Below are 18183 nucleotides of genomic sequence, written 5' to 3' on the forward strand. Positions count from 1 at the left end.
AGCGCCCAACGGTGGAGACCCAAATGACTGAAACAAAATCCAAACCCAACATTCTATTTATTACCTCCGATCAACAGCGCGGAGATTGCTACGGGTTTCGTGGGCGCAATGTGTACACGCCCCATTTGGATATGCTCGCCAGCGAAGGCACCAGTCTTGAAACCGTGGTCACCCCCTGCGTTGTCTGTCAGCCCGCACGCGCTTCCATTCTGACGGGTCTTCTTCCTCGCACCCATGGGGTACATGATAACGGGATCGACCTTGATGCAGAGATTGGTGAGAAAGGGTTTGCTGGCTCTTTGTCCGCCGCCGGCTATCACACGGGTAAAATCGGCAAGGCTCATTTTGCGACCTATCATGTTTACGGTGATTCCGAAAAATACGAGAGCATCCCGGGTTCTGAAAACGCACCCTTCGGTTGGCGTGGGCCGTATATGGGCTTTGACCATGCCGAACTTGTGCACATTGGGCACAATTGGTGGCTACCCGAAAAGCCGCCAAAGGGATTGGCCTATGAGGAATGGTACTATGGCGACGGCCGCGGTGAGCAGAAGAACAAGCTGCTGTGGGAAAGCCATCGCGACCACAAAGGCGCTGCTCAGGTCTGGTCATCGAAACTGCCTGTCGCGTGGCACAATTCCACGTGGATTGCGGATCGCGCCATCGAATTTATAAAGCAAGATCATGACAAGCCTTTCTGTTTGTGGGTGTCATTCCCAGATCCGCATCATCCATTTGACTGCCCCGAACCATGGGCCTCATTGCACAAACCCGAAGACGTCGATTTGCCCGAACATAGAACACGTGACTTTGAGGGCCGACCTTGGTGGCACCAAGCAGCCGTCGAGACCAAGATCGAAGGTCAGGGTGCTGAAGTCCGAACCAACTATTCCCGCCTGCCAGAAGTGTCGGACGACCACTTGCGTGAAATCATCGCCAACACGTACGGCCAGCTCGCGCTGATTGACCACTCTGTCGGGCGCATCATCACGGAACTGGAAGCGCAGGGTCTCGACGATAATACCTATATTGTCTACACCGCCGACCACGGAGACTGGTTGGGCGATCATGGTTTGGTTCTTAAAGGACCCATGCCCTTTGAAGGCCTTTTGAACGTACGTGCCATCGTCAAGGGCCCCGATGTTCCCGTCGGCAAAGTCAGCCACGAGCCGCTTTCCACCCTCGATCTGGGGGCGACCTTCATGGATTGGGCCGGGGCCGATAGTTTGATGGACATTCACGGCACTTCGATGCGCGATGTTATTTCGGGCAACGGAACGCGCGAAGGCGCACTGAGTGAATGGGAGCTATTGCCCGGACGCGTTGGTGTTGGATTGTCTCTGCGCACGGTGCGCAGCAAAACGGCCAAGCTGACAATGGATCTGAAATCAGGCGCGGGTGAAATGTATGATCTGGCAACCGATCCCAACGAGTTAACGAACGTTTTCGACGACCCTGCTTATGCCACGTTGAAAGCCGACCTGACCGAAATCTTGATGTCTCGGCCCGATGACATGCGCCCAAATCAGACGCAAGTCGGTATGGCGTAAGGAGAAACAGAATGCCACCAATCACCTGCGTTGAGGACCTTCGCCAATTGTATAAGCGCCGCGTCCCAAAGATGTTTTATGACTATGCGGAAAGCGGCTCTTACACAGAGACTACATTTCACCGGAACGAAGACGACTTTAAGCAGATCAAGATCCGGCAACGTGTTGGTGTCGACATCTCTAATGTTGACACGTCCGCGACTTTGGCAGGCAAGGCCGCAAGCCTACCGGTGGCGTTTGCACCGGTAGGCATGCTGGGCATCCAGAATGCGGGCGGAGAGATAAAGGTCGCCAAAGCTGCCCGGGATTTTGGCGTTCCATTCATCCTGTCTACGATGTCGATATGTTCAATCGAACAGGTGGCCGAAGCGACCGGCGCTCCCTTTTGGTTTCAACTCTACGTGGTCAAAGATCGCGACTACATCCGTAACCTGATCCACCGCGCCAAAGCGGCAGGATGTTCGCAGCTGGTCGTGACGATGGACCTGTCAATGCTCGGTCAGCGGCACAGAGACGTCAAAAACCAGCTTTCGATCCGGCCAAATTTGAAAAACCTCATCAACATTGCAACCAAGCCCGCCTGGGCATTGGACATGGTGCGCACGCCCTACAAGACCTTTGGAAACGTCATCGGCCACGCCAAGGGTGTTGATGATCTAAGCAGCCTGTTGGTTTGGGCTGCTGAAATGGTCGATCCGGCGCTGGACTGGGATGACATCGCGTGGATCCGCAAGGAATGGGGCGGTCCGATCATCCTCAAGGGGATCATGGACGTGGATGACGCAAGGATCGCGGCACAGATGGGGATTGAAACAATTGTGGTGTCCAACCATGGCGGGCGACAACTGGACGGGGCCGCAAGCTCGATCAGCATGCTTCCTGAGATCGCGGATGCCGTCGGGGACCAGATGGAGCTGATGCTGGATTCTGGTGTGCGAACCGGCATGGATATCTTCCGCGCACGCGCATTGGGCGCATCGGGCGTGTTGCTTGGCCGGGCGATGGTTTATGCGCTTGGGGCGATGGGGCAGCCCGGTATCGCAAAGCTGCTCGACATTTTGCAAAAAGAGATGAAGACGACGATGGGGCTTGCGGGCAAAACAGAAACTGCTTCGATCGGCCCAGAAGACGTTTGGCGCTAAGTGCAGCCCAATTTGGGCATCGCTGAAATGGATGTTTCTCCTGTTGCATTCCACCTAGGGGCGGCACCGCGCCAGCGGTTCATCCAGCTCAAACGACAAACCATGTGTTTTTGAATGCATCCAGTACCTCCGCGCGCATTCCGGGCGAGCTTGCCTTGGTCGGGACCAATACGCCTTGGACCTGTCCCGTTTTCGTGCCGCCCCAAGTGCTCGTTTAGGCCACTTTCCGTTCGAATGCGAGGGGGCTTTTCCATCCGAGTGCTGAGTGACGGCGACGCGGAGTTTAGAAGCCGTTTATGTATTCCACCGCACGGCAGTTGATACGCAGTATCAATGAGAGTGGGAGATCGCCATTTCAGCCTTTCGCCGCGTATCCCAAGGGTGTTTCCAGATCAGTTCAACTTTGATGGTTTTAAAGAACGTTTCGACGGCAGCGTTGAAGCTCCTATATTCATCATGCGGCGATTTGAGCTGATTTGGGCAAGCGTGACCAGATCAGACCGTTGTCTGCGACTGGCGGGGCGACTACAGAAAGCACGAAGACCGCGCGTGCTGACGCCGACAACATCGCACAACCGATTGGCCGGGAAATGGGCCCTGTGTTCCTCTATTAACCTAAATCTCATGGCTTTAGGCCCGCAAAGAACTGCCCTCTTTGCAGATTACTGCTTAATCGCCTGATGGGTAATAGGTGGCCTTTTTTAAGATCGCCCTCTCCTCCTTGAGGAGCCGGTTCTCCCGTCGAAGTCGAGCATTCTCTTGAGCCAGGCTCAACTCCTCTTTGGAAACCACGTCTGTATCTCGGTGCGCGGTGATCCATTTGTTCAGAGTCGACTATCGACACGCAGGTCGTCAGCCACCTGCTTGGGTGTAAGACTGCCGGTCAGTGCAATACGCAACGCATCTTGGCGCAACTCGTCCGTCCGTTTCAGTCCCATAGTCAGTCTCCCTTGGTGCAGTAAATGCTATCAAAGGAGCGGCATCAAACCGCGATAGGTCCAGAACGCTACGGCGACCTATCCACCCTGTGGCATCACGTCTGCGAGGTTTGTTTCGCGAACGATGACTTTTACTTGTGCCAAATCAAGGATGCCCATGATGTCGTCCGTATGAATGCATGTCCAAGGTTTCTCAGCAGACAATGTTATTGCACTTTGGAACCTAGAATACCCAAAACACATTGCTGGTCTTGAAAAGCTGAGAGACAAGCACGGCATTGAGGACTTGCATACCGAAATTGTCGAACAAAAGGGACTGTCATTAAGGAATGGCTTAGCACCCGTCAGATTATCCTTGAAAGCCTGGGACCGGCTAACCGCTCCACCCCTGACACCCGTACTGGGGCATAAACCGGGGCATTCCGGGGCCCGTTGTGGCCCATGGCGTCTTATTCTGCAATGTCAGTGATGAATGGCTGGGGTGGTAGGAATCCTTGCCGAGCGTTGACAACCATCGAAAAACCCCGGCCACCACCGAAACTGGGGCGAAAGCTGGGGCAAAACGAGGGGGGCCGGGGCGGTTGGCAGTTGTCTTGGAGGACGTCAACCGCAACGACATGCAGAACTGTCAGCTATGCGCAGAAAGCTGACTTTGCAAAGTCGAGCGAACGGCCCAAACCTGCCACTCGTCTAGCGCAACTGATGCTGCGGCGCGGCCCGTCAGAGCCGCCGTTCGCCTCTGATGCAAGATTCAGCTCATTTTGAACTCACGATGGCTTGTTTCAGATTGTTCGCTCATTCTGCCCACAAACAGTTGAGACCGGGATAGTTTTGCGACCCCCGGATATTCGATCCAGAGGTCGCATTGGGCTCAATTGCTTGGCAAACATAGAACCCTAGAGGCTTAGGCCAGCAGCGATGGCTTCGATCAGTTGGTCGTGCACGGCGGCGCGATCCGTACCTTCAGGATCAGTGCAAATTGGGTCGTCTCTCTCCTCTTCCAGCAAATCTGCCGCACCGGGCTTGCAAGTGCCCAGAAAGGTGAAGTGGTTGGCGGGTGCAATCTCGATATAGCGCGCATCCGGCAGACGGTTTGCTAGATCATTGCCAGCCGGACCGACATCTGCCGCGCCAAGACGGTCAGCACCACCCAGATTGATGAGTGTTATTCCCTCAAGAACATCCTCAAGACTATCTGGATCAGCGGACCCTCCGAAACCCGGATCCACGATCACGGCCTCAGTGATACGTGCATCCAGCGCATCGGCCTCATAACCGGGGTAATCCGCAAAGCGAACGCCACCAAGCCGGAAAAACACGCAATCCGCTGCGTCCGGCCCTGCGGAACAGTTGAAATCCTGAACCTCACCGTCAAAGCGCAGACCGGCCATGCCAAGCGCCGTCGCGCCGCCTAGCGAAAACCCGACAACGCCGATGCGATCTTCGTCAATGAAAGGCACAAAGGCAGGGTCCGCAAGCACCATGTCCAGTGCTGCCGACAGATCATTGGCCCGGGCTTCAAGATCAACCGAGCGCCGCGGGGAGCTATCTCCGCTGGTTGATCCGGGGTGATTAACCGCGAGCACAATTGCCCCCTCGGCAACAAGTCCGCTGGTCAGCCAGCCGAGACTATCCGCATTGCCGCCTGAACCATGCGACAGAAGCACGAGCGGGTGCTCTCCATCGGCAACGGCCGGTCCAATGAACGCAAAAGTCGGATCAAAGATCGGCCCGTCCCCGACAGGCGCACGGTATGTCGGGTTCGCCGCCGGATACCAGATCGAGGCGGCAATAGGCCGTGCCCGATGATCCGCCGATAAATCAATCCGATCATAACCGGGAAGCAAATCCGCCGCTGCGGGAACAGCATGAGACAGTACGAGAATGGAAAGAAGAGCAAGACGTTGCATGGGAATCTCCGTTTGTGAACGCTGCCCGATCGATGCAGCAAAGGAGCACGTGCCCGCGTCCTGTTTTCGGGATTCAGGTCGTCACGATCCGGATTTCGTACAATAGTAGCGCCATGCCTATGCTTCCGATTCCCGCCTTTATCGCCCTCATCCTCGGCTATACTGCCCTGCGCACTTTTCTGTCCGGCGGCAAGCCACTTCTGGTGGCTTTTCTCACCGCATGTGCGTTGCAATCTATGCTTGTCACGCTGGTGATGGGCTACGGCGTTGAAGCGTTACGCCCCATCCTGCCTGTCACTGCGGCCATCATCCCACCGCTGGCGTGGGTCACGTTTCAGGACGCGCTGGTCAGCCGCCTTTCAGTGCGGGCAATGGCCGTCCATGGGATTGCTCCGCTGTTCGCTGCGTTCTGTCGCCTCTTTGCGCCTGAGACTACAGACTTCGTCATACCCATCGTCTTTGCGGGGTATGGAGGCGCGATACTCCTCCAACTGCGCGGTGCATCAGACATGCCGCTGGCGCGTTTGGATGCAGGGCCCGTTCCAGCGGTGATCTGGAAGGCTCTCGGTTGGGCCCTGATTGCATCAGCGATCAGCGACGTGTTGATTGCCGTGGCCTTCGCTACAGGCAATGCGGAATGGACCGGCTGGCTGATCACCGTGTCCTCATCACTGGTGCTGCTCTTTATTGGATTGCTCAGCGGCAGCCCGTCAGCTTCTGGTCCCGAAGGCGACGATGCTCGGGACATAGCCTCTCCTCCCCCTCAAACCAGCCTGGAAGATGTCGAGATTGTTGCGAACCTGGAAGCGTTCCTGAGGCGCGAGCCAATGCATCTCGATCCCAACTTGACTTTGGTGCGCCTCGCACGTCGGTTACGTCTGCCAGAAAAACGGCTGTCTTCTGCAGTCAACCGAGCCACCGGAGCCAATGTCTCGCGGTACATCAACTCCTGGCGTATCCGGCATGCCTGCGCATTGATTGAGAACGGGACAAGCGTAACCGAAGCGATGCTGGAAAGCGGTTTCAACACCAAATCCAACTTCAACCGCGAGTTCCTGCGTGAAAAAGGTGTTGCACCCAGCAAATGGCGGGGTGAAGAAAAAGAGGTTTCGAATGTGGCCTCTATGGCGAAGGCAGGTAGCCCACCTTGAGCCGATGCTGGCTCGAAAATAGTCTTCGGATCAGCTGAGTCGGCCCAAAGCCGACGATCGACCAATAGATTTGGAACGTCTGCTTTAAGCTTTTAGTGATCGATGCAGTAAAGAGCGCTTTTCCAGTGCTAGTCTGTAAGGCGTCACATCTTGGGTACGCCTGCCGAGGTGTTTGAACGTTAGGTTTGCTTCTTTCTTGTCAACAGAACCAAGACGCAAACAGTTGCGACTAACAGTGCAACCGCAACAGGGCTTTTGAACAGAAAGTACGGGTCGCCTCCCGAAGCGCTAAAGGCCTGACGAGCGGTATTCTCAAGTGGCCCCGCCAAAATGAACGCGATCACAAAAGGTAGAATGGATACCTGCATGATCCGAAGGAAAAACCCGAGGAACCCAAACAAGATTGCAATCCAAAGGGCGGCCAGACTGGTCTCTTGAACGTATATCGCAGTAATCGTGACCAGTAGGACAACAGGCAAAAGTATTTGGTTCGGTATTCGCGCCATAACACCCATCGATCTCATGACATACCCGCCGACAGTCCAGTTCAATAGGTTCCCAACCGCCATTAAAGTGAATATCCCAAAGGCAACAACAAGTTCTGGGTTGATTTCTGGTGAGGTGAAATTGAACACCGAAGGCCCCGGATTAAAGCCACCTATGCTATCGGCTGCTAGGATCAAGAATACCGCAGCCGCGTTTCCGGGGATGCCGAGGGAAAGCACCGGGATTAGGTTGGCTCCCGATACGGCAGAGTTTGCCGCCTCAGTGGCAGCAATACCTTCAGGAATACCGTCACCGAAGGTTTTTCCAGAAGGAGAGTTTCCGCTGTCGTGAACCTTCTTACCGATGGAATACCCAAGTGTCGCAGCGAGCGTCGATCCGACGCCCGGCAACGCTCCGACAACGCAGCCGATCAGAGATGATCTGCCAATAAAGGGCAAAATCCGGCGGATATCTCCGGGACGCAAACCATCTTCTTCACTCTCAAGTGATGCCTCACTCTTGGTTTTCTCGGCGTGATTGATCCACATATCGAATATCGCTTTGAAGACTTCACCCAGGATCAGAACACCTAAGACCGCAGCGATCAGTGGGAAGCCTTCAGACAATGCATCAAGGCCAATAGTCAAACGCGGATGAAACGTATTTCCGGTCGCCACAAAAGCGGCAATCAGGCCAAGGCTAACTGAAATAAGCCCCTTCGCGACTGATCCACCGATCACCGCTGCGATAAACGAAAGCGATAATATGATCAGCGCCGTTTTTTCTGGGAGATCCAGAACGGACTCGACCATGACCGCAAGAAAAGGCGCGCATACAAAAAGCACAATGTCAGAGATGGTGTCACCCGAAACAGACGAGAAATGAGCGATCTTCAGAGCTCTTTTCGGTGTGCCCCGCTTTGTCATCGGGTGCCCATCTAAGGTCGTCATAAATGCGTCGGGGGTTCCGGGCGTATTAAACAAGATGGCTGGAACCGCCCCACCAACTGTTGCGCCCTTCATAATTCCGATAAGAAACGCAAAGACTGGTAAAAGCGCATCTGCCGAAACCCCAAAAACGGAAATAAGGATCGGCAGTGACACAGCCATGGCCATTGGCCCAGCAAGGCCCGGCGTCGCGCCAACTGCGATCCCAGTCAAAAGCCCGAAAAATAGCATCGCCAAGGCCGTCGGAATCCCGAGGCCCGCGATTTCGAACATGACCGGGCCATTAAAGACAGAAAGGACCCCCAGCCAAATGTAATTTAAAACTTCGGTCATACGTCACCATTCGGGGGGAGTAGCAGATCTTCAAATGGAAGATCGTAAACGAGGATCATGGCAGCAGCGACACCCAGCCCAATAAGGAAGTGTCGAAGGCGCATTTTGCGTGTCGAAAGGCTGATAAAGGTGCCAACGAGTAAGCTACCACCAGCCAAATATCCTAGGTATTTCCAAGGCAAGGTATCGCGCAGTTCGCGATATCCCTGTCCGCTTTCGGCAAACAAGGCCACTGCCAATGGCCCAACCCACCTCATTGCCAACAGAGAGCATAAGAAGGTCAAAAAGGCGATCAGGCCAAAGGCAATGTGGCTGCGTTCGATTGACGCTTCTTGTTTCTTTGACCAGCTTTCGATGATCAAAAGCAGGCCAGAGGTTATGAGAAGAAGGAAACCAATCGTTGGTGCAAAGGCGTCACCAATGCTGAACTTACCGCGCGATTTGACGACAAATCCTGAGCCTGTATCAGCGGGTACCCACCAGAGAATGGCGACCACACCGAACAGAATGGCTAGGAGACCGAGAATAACATCCGGCTTTAGTTTGCGATGCATGACTGAGCCTCCCTGCAACTAGGTAGCTTATTCAGCCGCAGCTTTTAAAAGTTCTGCTGAGTCCGCAACTGCTTGAGACACCAAAGCATCCAGATCATCGCCGGTATAGATTGTGGCGCCACCGAAGGCTTTGCTCACAAGCTTCGCCGCATCTGTCTCAGGGTCATTCAAAACGTCAGAAATGGCACCTGAAATCTTATCCCGCGCAGCTGGGTCCATGTCGCCTGGAGCAATAAACATAAAGTAGCCATCCATATAGTATGGGCTGCCAAGATCAGTGATGGATGGGGCATCTGGGCTTTCGCGCAGCGGCGTTTGAATCGCGGTTGCGATATTGACCATTTCACCCTGTGCGACGAATTTCGCCTGTGCGCCTGCCACCCACCCGATGTCGATGTCACCTGCGCGCATGCCATTCATGATGGCTTTACCGCCTTTGACCGATACGATGTTGAAATCAATGCCAGCGTTCTTGCCGAAGACATATGCCAGATCACCCTGACGCGTTGTCGCGACGCCGATCCGGATCGACTTACCTGCATCATTTGCCGCTTTGACTTTGTCCCAACTATCAAAATCTCCGCCCGCCATGGCGACAAGACCCATTTGAAAAGCCGCAGTTGTGGCAATTGGCGTAAAGTCGTCGGCAGTCAGCCCAGATCCTGGTGCTGCCAGAAGATTATATGACAGAGTTTCGGAGATACCCATGCCAAAAGCCGTGCCATCACCTGGCTCTTTTTTGAGCGCAGTTAGCAGGTTCAGACCGCTGTTCCCGGTCACTTGCTCAGGTAGAATGGTCCATCCTGTTTTTTCTTCGATGGCTTCGGCAATCAGTCGCGCCTGCGTGTCTGCACCGCCACCTGCCGCAAAACCGACCATCATCTTAATCGGGCCTGGTGGCGTCCAGTCGGCCGCCATTGCAGTTGCAGGAATGGAAAGTGCAAGAGCCGCGGCCCAGCAAATTTTCAAGAATCGTTTCATGGTTTCCTCCTCTGTTGATCATCAATTCGCAGTATTTGGTGGAAAAGTCAACGAAAAGGTTGACAAGTCCACTAAAGTGCGCAAACTAGAACGGCAAGAAGAGGTCTCAAATGTCTAAGTTTACACGCGATAGTGCGATCGATTTGGATCTGCCATTATCATTTCAAATTGCTCAACTGCACTCTGCGCTGAATGCGCAAGCCAAAGCGATTATCGCCCGGCATGGCAATTTGAACATCGCGCAATGGCGCATTATCCGACTGGTTGCTTGGGACATAGCGAACACGACCACAACTGTCAGAAAAGCTGCTGGCATAGATAAGAGCCAGTTCAGCAAGACGCTAAGTGTTCTGGAAAGGGAAGGTTTCGTTGAAATCCTGCCTTATGAGGACGATAAACGGCAGCATTTAATCGTGCTGACAACCAAAGGCGTCGAAGCCCACGATCGTTTGGGCCCCGAATTGGATGCGCGGCATCAATATTTGCTTGCATCTTTAAATGACGACCAACGCGAAATGATCCACGAAGCAATCAAAGCGCTTTCTGAAGCGGCTGAAACAACCGATTTTTCAAATGTCTAAATTCTCGCAACACCATAGTTCTTCAAGGAGCTTCATCCTGTGAAACGCCCGCCCAATCTTCTTGTGATCTTATCGGATCAACATCAGGCCAAAGCGATGTCTTGCGAAGGTCATCCGGTCGTACAAACGCCAAATCTTGATTCTCTTGCAGAGCGTGGAACGCGTTTCACAAATGCGTATACTCCCTCGCCGATTTGCGTCCCGGCACGCGCGGCCTTCGCAACAGGTCGACATGTGCATGACATTCGCAACTGGGACAACGCAATGCCATATGTGGGTAATCCGAGAGGCTGGGGACACGCACTGCAAGAAAAAGGCGTGCGCGTTGAGTCGATAGGGAAGCTGCATTACCGCAAAGATGATGACGACGCAGGTTTTGATGTTCAGCATATCCCGATGCATGTCGTCGATGGAGTTGGGATGGTCTGGGGTTCAATCCGCAAAGAAGAAGACCGCGTTTTCCACGAAGGTGTCCGAATGATGGGCGACTACATTGGCCCCGGCGAAAGCTCCTACACAAAGTATGATCGCGCGGTCACGGAACGCACATGCGATTGGCTGAAATCGTCTGCAAACGATGAGGAACCCTGGTGCCTCTATGTTGGCCTTGTGGCACCGCACCACCCGCTGGTTGCACCGCAGGAGTTCTTTGATCTCTATTCGCTCGACAATCTCCCAGAAGACAAACTGCATCCACGTGACGGTTACAAACAGCACCCATGGATCATGAAGCAAGCGGCTTCGATGATCGGCGAGGAAGGCTGGACAAGCGAAGAAGAACGCAAAACAGCGATTGCTGCTTACCTTGGATTGACCAGTTGGATGGACCACAACGTTGGTCAAATCGTGCAATCTCTCAAAGAGAACGGCCTATATGATGACACGACCATCATCTACTCCAGCGACCATGGTGAAAACCTCGGCACACGCGGTTTATGGGGCAAAATGAATATGTATGAGGAGTCGGCAAAGATTCCGATGATCGTTGCGCCAGCGCCTCGTTTGGATCTGACTGAGCCTAAGCAAGTTAGAACCACTGCGACGTTGCTTGACGTTTCAGAGACCATTCTCGATCATTTTGACGCCAATTTGGCAGGTGAACGTCCGGGGGCATCTTTGTATGAGCTCGCTCAGAAACCAGATGATCGTGACCGAGCGGTGATCAGCGAATATCATGCGATCGGGTCCGTAAGTGCCTCTTTCATGTTGCGTAAAGGTGCTTGGAAGCTGATTGAATACGTCGGCTTTGAACCAGAGCTTTTCAACCTTGAAAATGACCCTGAGGAACTGGTGAACTTGGGCAGTGATCCTGAGTTCGCCCACATTTTAGCCGACCTAAAATCCGAGCTTAGTAAGATCTGCGATCCAGAAGAAGCAAATGCAATGGCATTTGCAGACCAAGAAGCAATGATTGAATCTTATGGAGGGACAGCCGTTGCTGCCACCTTGGGTGCGCCATCTGCTACGCCTCCTCCAAAACTCTAAACAACCTCAAAACAAGGCCTTCCTATGACACATGCAAAGCTTGCAGAGGCTCTGGCAGAGCTGAAAGACCTCTTGGGTAATCGTTTTTCACAGGGCGATACCATCCGCGAAATGCATGGCCGAGATGAAGCTCATACCAAGCCTGCGCTTCCAGATGCCGTAGTTTTCCCTGAGAATACCGAAGAGGTATCTGAGGTTGTGAAAATCTGCTCGAAATACGAGATCCCAATGATCCCGTTTGGCATTGGTACATCGCTTGAGGGCCATGTAATTCCGACAAACGGCGGTATCAGCATAGATACCAGCAAGATGCACAAGATCTTGGCCGTCAATGAAAGCGATCTCGATGCAATCGTTGAACCTGGCGTGTCCAGAATGCGCTTGAATGAAGAGCTGCGCGCAACAGGGCTCATGTTTACCGTCGATCCTGGTGCAGATGCCACTTTGGGCGGCATGGCAGCAACGCGCGCATCTGGTACGAATACCGTCCGCTATGGAACGATGCGGGAAAACGTACTGGCCTTGGAAGTGGTTTTACCGGATGGCACAATCATTGAAACCGGGTCCCGCGCGCGTAAATCATCGTCAGGATATGACCTCACACATCTATTTGTGGGCTCTGAGGGAACGTTGGGGATTATCACCAAACTTACGGTGAAATTACATGGCCAGCCAGAGAGGATTCTGTCGGCCACATGCGCCTTCGACACGGTTGATGCGGCTGTGAATACCGTGATCATGGCCATCCAAATGGGCATACCAATGGCACGCATTGAGCTGCTGGATGATGTTCAGATGAAGGGTATGAATAACTTTCACCCCGACATGAACTTGCCTGAAAAACCCCATTTGTTTCTTGAGTTTCATGGTTCTGAGAACGGCGTCCAGGAACAGGGCGAGCTTTTTAAGGGTGTCGGTGAGGAATTCGGAGTTTCTGACTTTAGGTGGGCCACGAAACTAGAAGAACGCAATGAACTTTGGGCAGCGAGGCATGAGGCTTATTATGCAGGAAAGTCGCTTCGGAAAGGCTGCGAAGGTGTTGTGACGGACTGTTGCGTGCCTATTTCGGCATTGGCGGACTGCATTGCTCAAACGAAAGATCTGATCGAGGAAGCCGGAATGATCGCTCCCATCGTAGGGCATGTTGGGGACGGCAACTTTCATCTGCTGATCTTATTTGATCCGAATGATGAAGAAGACCTCACAAAAGCCAAAGCACTCGCCTCTGCTGTCAACCGCGTCGCGTTATCTTACGGTGGCACCGTTACAGGTGAGCACGGAGTAGGTACAGGCAAGAAAAAGTACATGCGCGACGAGCATGGCGCGGCTTACGATCTTATGGGAACAATAAAGCGCTCCATTGACTCCGGCAATCTGATGAACCCCGGCAAGCTCGTTGACGTGGTCTAAACTGAAGTTTTTCTTCGCTCTTGAAGACTTTCAACAATATAGCAGCCTTTGCTGGCCGGAAAACGGATTGCGGACAGTTTTCGCCATTGCAGCGAAAGTCAGCTTTCCGCCCGTCGTGCTATTCGTTTATGACCGCTTTGGGCTGGCACCGGTCGTCTCTGAGCCGCTCACCCCCTACCCCTGATACCCGAATAGCTGAACTTCCTTCGGCTTGATTACTGACTTCAAATTGTCAAATGCGTCCCGATCAACAAACTGGTGCGCTGCAAGCAACGGCTGGAAGTCGGAGGGCAACCAGTCGGAATTCCAGATCTGAAGCTCTCGGTCATGCAATGCCAAGCACAGTGGCTCGTTGAAATCATCACTCAATCCCATTGGAGCAACAAACCTATTAAGCCAAATATGCAGGTGACCCGAGTACGGCACCCTTTCGAACTTCTTCAGAATACGACCAAGCAGCTCCTCGCTCTCGTCGAATGTGGTCAGAGAAAGAAGCTTGCTCAAGATTGCTGCATAAAGTGGATAGATCCGAGGGTTCTCAAGGGCAACGTCTGTGAGCGCAGCCACAATTGAGTGAATGGACTCGTCGGTTTCCTTTAGCTTGTGTATGCGTTTTTGGAATTTGGATAGCGCAACAGCGATACTGCCGGAATTTGGGTGGGCCTTGGCAAGCTCATGGATAAGCAACATGTGCTTCACTAGGCTCTTCTTTTTCTTTTCCTTACCAATCCAAAACAATTTATCTTCCTTGACCGAAGATTGGATGATCTCGCGGGAAGCCGAGGTTTTATCGACACTTAACTTCATGCCAAGGTCTCGCAGAACATCCGTGAGCAACCGGGCGATGGTCTCGGCATCAGACGAGCTGTTGGTGAATATCCGGTAGTCATCGCGGTATCGCAGAATTTTGAAGTCAGAAACCCCGACCTGAGAAATCGCCTTGGATAGCTGCGTATCAGCGTAGCCCAAGATAATTTCCGCGATAAGGTTCATGGAATTTGAGCCCTGCGGAATCCCATTGGTCTGATTGTGCATGCAGCTTCTGATTAGGAAATCCAGTTGATTGCCCAACAGCATCTTGTCGTGGCGGCCTTCCTTGCTCTTTGCCAACTCTTTGCCGTGTAGCGCCCAAGCGATCGAGTGGGTGTAAATTGAGCCATAGCAGTCGGCGACGTCTGTGTTCAGCACAAAGGAGTAGTCGAGGCTTAAATCAATAGACCGCTGCTCCATGGCCTGCCACCACGAGAACACCTGAGCGGCCTTATCCTTCTGTTCATTGTTTGACTCAACGGGAAGACTAACACACTCTATCCGGGGGTCCTGGGCAAACTCGCTGAACTTCGACCGGACTAAATCCCAACCTTCAGGCTCGGTGATCGCATTGACCAGCGCGACATAGATTACCGGATGAATAATCTGTTGTGGTCGCCATGCGTATTTACCATCTTTGTTGTGCAAAAATAACGTGATTTAAGCCCTCAAGGTCACCCGGTTTCTGCGTCCAAATACCGTTGATGTGCCTTCCGTCGAGCTTCCAGTCGATCGCTGTGAGCAGGGCATCGAAATTGTAATACTTGGGCAGATCGAAGTCGAAATAGTTTTCGGACTTCAGAAGGAAGCTTCGCGCCTGACCACAGGTCATTTCAGTCAACTGTTTCGGTTTAGCGCTGCCCATAGTTTCAATCCATTTTTTGATAATCCAGAGCTATATAGGACTGGCCAGGGCAGTTATCACCCTCGAGGCCGAATGTTTTGGCTCAGGGCATCAAGGCGGCGACGCGATCCAAGCCCATGTGACATCCGCCCTCGCCAGAAAACCGAGCTCTTTTCCGTATCTAAATCGGAAACAACAAAGGAGTTCCGTTATGACCACGCCAGCCAATCTTGGGAGGTTTCTCTCCCGCACACCCCCGAAGTCAGTCCTGACAACCATGCTCTGGATCGGCTCCCGCAGCCACCCAGCCGTTACCACTCTCGTCACCCTTGTTGTCCTTGTGTCCTGGATCCGAGGAGCCCGTGATGACTGAGTTTAAACCCGGTGACATCGTTGTCCTTGCCGCCACCGACGACTGGCCAGAGCATCGCTTCAGGGTCGACTACGTCTTTGATGACTGCCTTGGCGGCTACTCGCTGACCGGGCCTTTCGCGGGACAATACGGCGAGCCAGAGTGCGCTCTCGTGATCCGCACAGACAACCCACAAACCAAGGAGTGATCCATGTCAGCACAGATTAAATATGCCTACCTCAAGGGTCACACGTGGCTCTATCGACGAAACTACCCGCGTGACGTGGCCGTCGCCCTTGGGTCACAGGCCCTGAAGCAGTCGCTAAAGACCGGGGACCCCGCCACCGCTCGAGTGAGGGCCGCCGAGGTCAACTCTCGCTGGGAGACCCAGGTTGCCCAGGTGCGTCAGGTGTCTGAAGAGGCGCTGTCTGATGCACAGGCGACCGCTCAGCAACGTCCATGGGAGCAGGATACAACCACTGCCCTCGCGCACCTACGGAGCACTCTGGAAGCCTCTGGCGTTGCTAAGCAGCGAGACTTCTCAGCCGTTCGAAAGACGCCCAAGACAGCCATCGGAGCCTCCAGTAGGGTATACCTTCGACGGCGCAGCAACGAGCTACGTCCCGGTGGCTATAAGTCCGTGCGATACTCGATTGGCTTGTTCGTTTCCAGGTATGGTGATCGATCGTTGTGCAGCCTAACGCGCAAGGATGGGCAGGAGTTTCTGGGGCTGATTGGTCAGCTGTCTCCGGTCATCGGCAAGTCGGAGACAACACGTGGGCTGGGGCTGGATCAACTGGTGCGGTTCTCGGCGCAGGGGTCGGCTCGCATCACCGCTCGGACGCAGAAGCGCATCTGGGCGCAGGTCAATCACTGGCTGGACTGGGTGGTCTATGAGGGGCAGCTGGAGGTCAACCCCTTCCGGTCTGTTCGCTTTGAGCCTCGGGTGCGCCCCAAGCCCTATGCCGTTCCCACCGACGAAGAGGTCAGCACTCTGCTCAGGACCGAAGACCAGGTGCTGCGACCGGTGATGTTGACTTGCCTGTTGTCAGGAATGCGTGCCGGAGAGGCGGCTGGGCTGTTGCGGCGGGATCTGGTCCACAAGGGCAACCTCGGGACCTTTGTGCACGTCAGGCCCAATGAGTTGCGATTGCTCAAGACCGACGCTGCTGAGCGATTGGTGCCGGTCCATCCCCTGCTTGAGGAGTTGTTCCTTGGGTTGCCATCGAGAGGCCCGCTGTTCCCTGACGTCTCAGTCAATCTGGTCACCAAGGCCTTCACCAAGCTCAGGGCGCGTCAGAAGCTCAAGCGTCCCGGTCTGGTGTTTCACTCAACAAGGAAGTGGTTTGTAACCCAGTGCGAGCGTACGGGCGTCCCAGAGCATTGGACGGCATCGCTGGTGGGCCATCAGTCGGCGCGGTCTGAGAACGGGCTCACCTACGGCATCTACAGCGCTGGCATTAGCGACGCCCAGAAGCGCGGCATCGTGGACCAGATACGGTTGCCTTGCGTTGTCTAGGGTGGACAAGAAACAGACCCCCGGCTGGCGTCGTGCTGGCCGGGAGACACTTTGCTTTTTTTATCGTGGTGAATGAAACTTTTGAGTCCATTTTGACCAATGTTGCAAAGTGTTTGAATGTCGGCTTTGGCACGAGTTGACCTCGTATTGAGCGAGAGTAAATTGTTCTGTATTGTCCGCTTATGGCAATGCTAATCCGGCGATACTTTTCGCGACTTTTCCTTCTATCTCTCAGGCATCAACGCTAGCCCGCTCCGCCAAAATAGACGCGAGGTATCAAACTTGCGACTTTGCTGTACGAAAACACTGCGAAGTGAATTCAATAAAGGCATCTACCTTTCGTGAATCCTTGAGGTTCGAGAGACGTAAAGTTGAAATCGGAGCTTCGTTTGATTTCAAGACGTTGGGCAATACCTCTACTAACTGTCCGGACGCTAGTTCATCTGCGACCGCGAGCTCGGATTTCACCGCTATCCCAACTCCGCACTTGGCAGCATCTGTCAGTGTATCTGAGTTAGAGACCATCACGCTAATCTTGGGCATGTGCTTGCCTAATCCCCAATCCCTTTGCCAGGGGAGGCAAACCGATAGGTGGTTGGCCAAATCTGCTGACACCTCGGGCCTTCCGTGAAGCTTCAAATAGTTTGGAGAGGCACATAAAATGCGCCGATTGTCAGCCAATTTCTTTGACAGAAAACTGCTATCATTCAAAGCCCCAACCCGAATGGCGCAGTCTTGTCCCTCTTCAGCCAGATTCACAAAACGGTCGACCGCAAGAAATTCGAATGTCAGACCTGGTTCGGCTAGTTGAAGTTTAGTTAATTTGGGCAGAATGAACCGCGACAGAATCCACGGTGCCATTGTGACACGCAGGTGCCCTCGCAATTTTCCACCGTGACTGCCTATGTCTAGTTCGGCTTCGGCTAAGTCTTCCAAAATGCTTTCGACTTTGTCGAAAAAAGCGTTCCCTTCTGAACTCAGCATGACAGTCCGACTGTTGCGGTGAAACAGTGTCACTCCAAGATACTTTTCAAGTTTGTTCAGTCGATGGCTGACTGTCGCGGGAGACAGCCCCTGACTAGAGGCAGCCGCCGTAATGCCACCGCGCTGCGCAATTTCGACAAAAGTTTGGAGATCTTCGATGCTATACATTTGAAATATTCGAACGATGGTTTCGATTTATGCCCTAT

Annotated in this window: 15 protein-coding genes and 1 pseudogene; 8 read left to right on the forward strand and 8 right to left on the reverse strand. The window is 53.6% G+C overall.

What is annotated here, in order from left to right:
* Positions 1 to 23 precede the first annotated feature (23 nt).
* Positions 24 to 1550 carry a sulfatase-like hydrolase/transferase gene (locus tag ABXG94_RS09130; RefSeq protein WP_353533667.1) on the forward strand — a complete coding sequence of 509 codons (1527 nt, stop codon included), beginning with the start codon at positions 24 to 26 and terminating at the stop codon, positions 1548 to 1550.
* An 11-nt stretch (positions 1551 to 1561) separates the two neighbouring features.
* Positions 1562 to 2692, forward strand: coding sequence for an alpha-hydroxy acid oxidase (locus ABXG94_RS09135; RefSeq protein ID WP_353533669.1), 1131 nt, complete (start codon positions 1562 to 1564; stop codon positions 2690 to 2692).
* Between the two features lie 286 nt (positions 2693 to 2978).
* On the opposite strand, the pseudogene ABXG94_RS09140 reads toward ABXG94_RS09135, so the two are convergent.
* Positions 2979 to 3630, reverse strand: a pseudogene (locus tag ABXG94_RS09140) (transposase); the annotation flags it as partial.
* An 896-nt stretch (positions 3631 to 4526) separates the two neighbouring features.
* Complete coding sequence (locus tag ABXG94_RS09145; protein WP_353533670.1) at positions 4527 to 5540, reverse strand: alpha/beta hydrolase family protein; 1014 nt, start codon at positions 5538 to 5540, stop codon at positions 4527 to 4529.
* Between the two features lie 119 nt (positions 5541 to 5659).
* Here ABXG94_RS09145 and ABXG94_RS09150 point away from each other — a divergent pair, with 119 nt between their 5' ends.
* Positions 5660 to 6691 (forward strand): helix-turn-helix domain-containing protein, encoded by a 1032-nt coding sequence (locus ABXG94_RS09150; RefSeq protein WP_353533672.1) that lies wholly within the window; start codon positions 5660 to 5662, stop codon positions 6689 to 6691.
* 179 nt (positions 6692 to 6870) lie between these two features.
* On the opposite strand, the gene ABXG94_RS09155 is transcribed toward ABXG94_RS09150, so the two are convergent.
* The 3 genes from ABXG94_RS09155 to ABXG94_RS09165 are packed head-to-tail and all read right to left on the reverse strand — an operon-like array spanning position 6871 to position 9992.
* Positions 6871 to 8457 (reverse strand): tripartite tricarboxylate transporter permease, encoded by a 1587-nt coding sequence (locus ABXG94_RS09155; protein WP_353533674.1) that lies wholly within the window; start codon positions 8455 to 8457, stop codon positions 6871 to 6873.
* On the reverse strand, positions 8454 to 9011 hold the full coding sequence (locus tag ABXG94_RS09160; RefSeq protein ID WP_353533675.1) for a hypothetical protein: 558 nt from the start codon (positions 9009 to 9011) through the stop codon (positions 8454 to 8456). The genes ABXG94_RS09155 and ABXG94_RS09160 overlap by 4 nt, the downstream gene beginning before the upstream one ends.
* Positions 9012 to 9038: 27 nt before the next feature.
* Complete coding sequence (locus ABXG94_RS09165; protein ID WP_353533676.1) at positions 9039 to 9992, reverse strand: Bug family tripartite tricarboxylate transporter substrate binding protein; 954 nt, start codon at positions 9990 to 9992, stop codon at positions 9039 to 9041.
* A gap of 110 nt (positions 9993 to 10102) precedes the next feature.
* Here ABXG94_RS09165 and ABXG94_RS09170 point away from each other — a divergent pair, with 110 nt between their 5' ends.
* The 3 genes from ABXG94_RS09170 to ABXG94_RS09180 are packed head-to-tail and all read left to right on the forward strand — an operon-like array spanning position 10103 to position 13468.
* Positions 10103 to 10573 (forward strand): MarR family winged helix-turn-helix transcriptional regulator, encoded by a 471-nt coding sequence (locus ABXG94_RS09170; protein ID WP_353533677.1) that lies wholly within the window; start codon positions 10103 to 10105, stop codon positions 10571 to 10573.
* A gap of 39 nt (positions 10574 to 10612) precedes the next feature.
* A complete protein-coding gene (locus ABXG94_RS09175; protein WP_353533679.1) occupies positions 10613 to 12058 on the forward strand; it encodes a sulfatase family protein in 1446 nt (481 codons plus the stop codon).
* A 24-nt stretch (positions 12059 to 12082) separates the two neighbouring features.
* Positions 12083 to 13468, forward strand: a complete 1386-nt coding sequence (locus tag ABXG94_RS09180) for an FAD-binding oxidoreductase (protein ID WP_353533680.1) — start codon at positions 12083 to 12085, stop codon at positions 13466 to 13468.
* Between the two features lie 174 nt (positions 13469 to 13642).
* On the opposite strand, the gene ABXG94_RS09185 is transcribed toward ABXG94_RS09180, so the two are convergent.
* Positions 13643 to 14926 carry an RNA-directed DNA polymerase gene (locus ABXG94_RS09185; RefSeq protein ID WP_353533681.1) on the reverse strand — a complete coding sequence of 428 codons (1284 nt, stop codon included), beginning with the start codon at positions 14924 to 14926 and terminating at the stop codon, positions 13643 to 13645.
* The gene (locus tag ABXG94_RS09190) at positions 14907 to 15143 is read right to left on the reverse strand and encodes a hypothetical protein (protein WP_353533683.1); all 237 of its coding nucleotides are present in this window, start codon (positions 15141 to 15143) and stop codon (positions 14907 to 14909) included. The genes ABXG94_RS09185 and ABXG94_RS09190 overlap by 20 nt, the downstream gene beginning before the upstream one ends.
* Positions 15144 to 15487: 344 nt before the next feature.
* Here ABXG94_RS09190 and ABXG94_RS09195 point away from each other — a divergent pair, with 344 nt between their 5' ends.
* Positions 15488 to 15682, forward strand: a complete 195-nt coding sequence (locus tag ABXG94_RS09195) for a hypothetical protein (RefSeq protein WP_353533684.1) — start codon at positions 15488 to 15490, stop codon at positions 15680 to 15682.
* Between the two features lie 3 nt (positions 15683 to 15685).
* Positions 15686 to 16993, forward strand: coding sequence for a DUF6538 domain-containing protein (locus ABXG94_RS09200; RefSeq protein WP_353533685.1), 1308 nt, complete (start codon positions 15686 to 15688; stop codon positions 16991 to 16993).
* Positions 16994 to 17269: 276 nt separating this feature from the next.
* On the opposite strand, the gene ABXG94_RS09205 is transcribed toward ABXG94_RS09200, so the two are convergent.
* Positions 17270 to 18145 carry a LysR family transcriptional regulator gene (locus ABXG94_RS09205; RefSeq protein WP_353533686.1) on the reverse strand — a complete coding sequence of 292 codons (876 nt, stop codon included), beginning with the start codon at positions 18143 to 18145 and terminating at the stop codon, positions 17270 to 17272.
* Between the last annotated feature and the right edge of the window lie 38 nt (positions 18146 to 18183).

The organism is Cognatishimia sp. WU-CL00825 (genome assembly GCF_040364665.1).
Taxonomy (GTDB): Bacteria; Pseudomonadota; Alphaproteobacteria; order Rhodobacterales; family Rhodobacteraceae; genus Cognatishimia.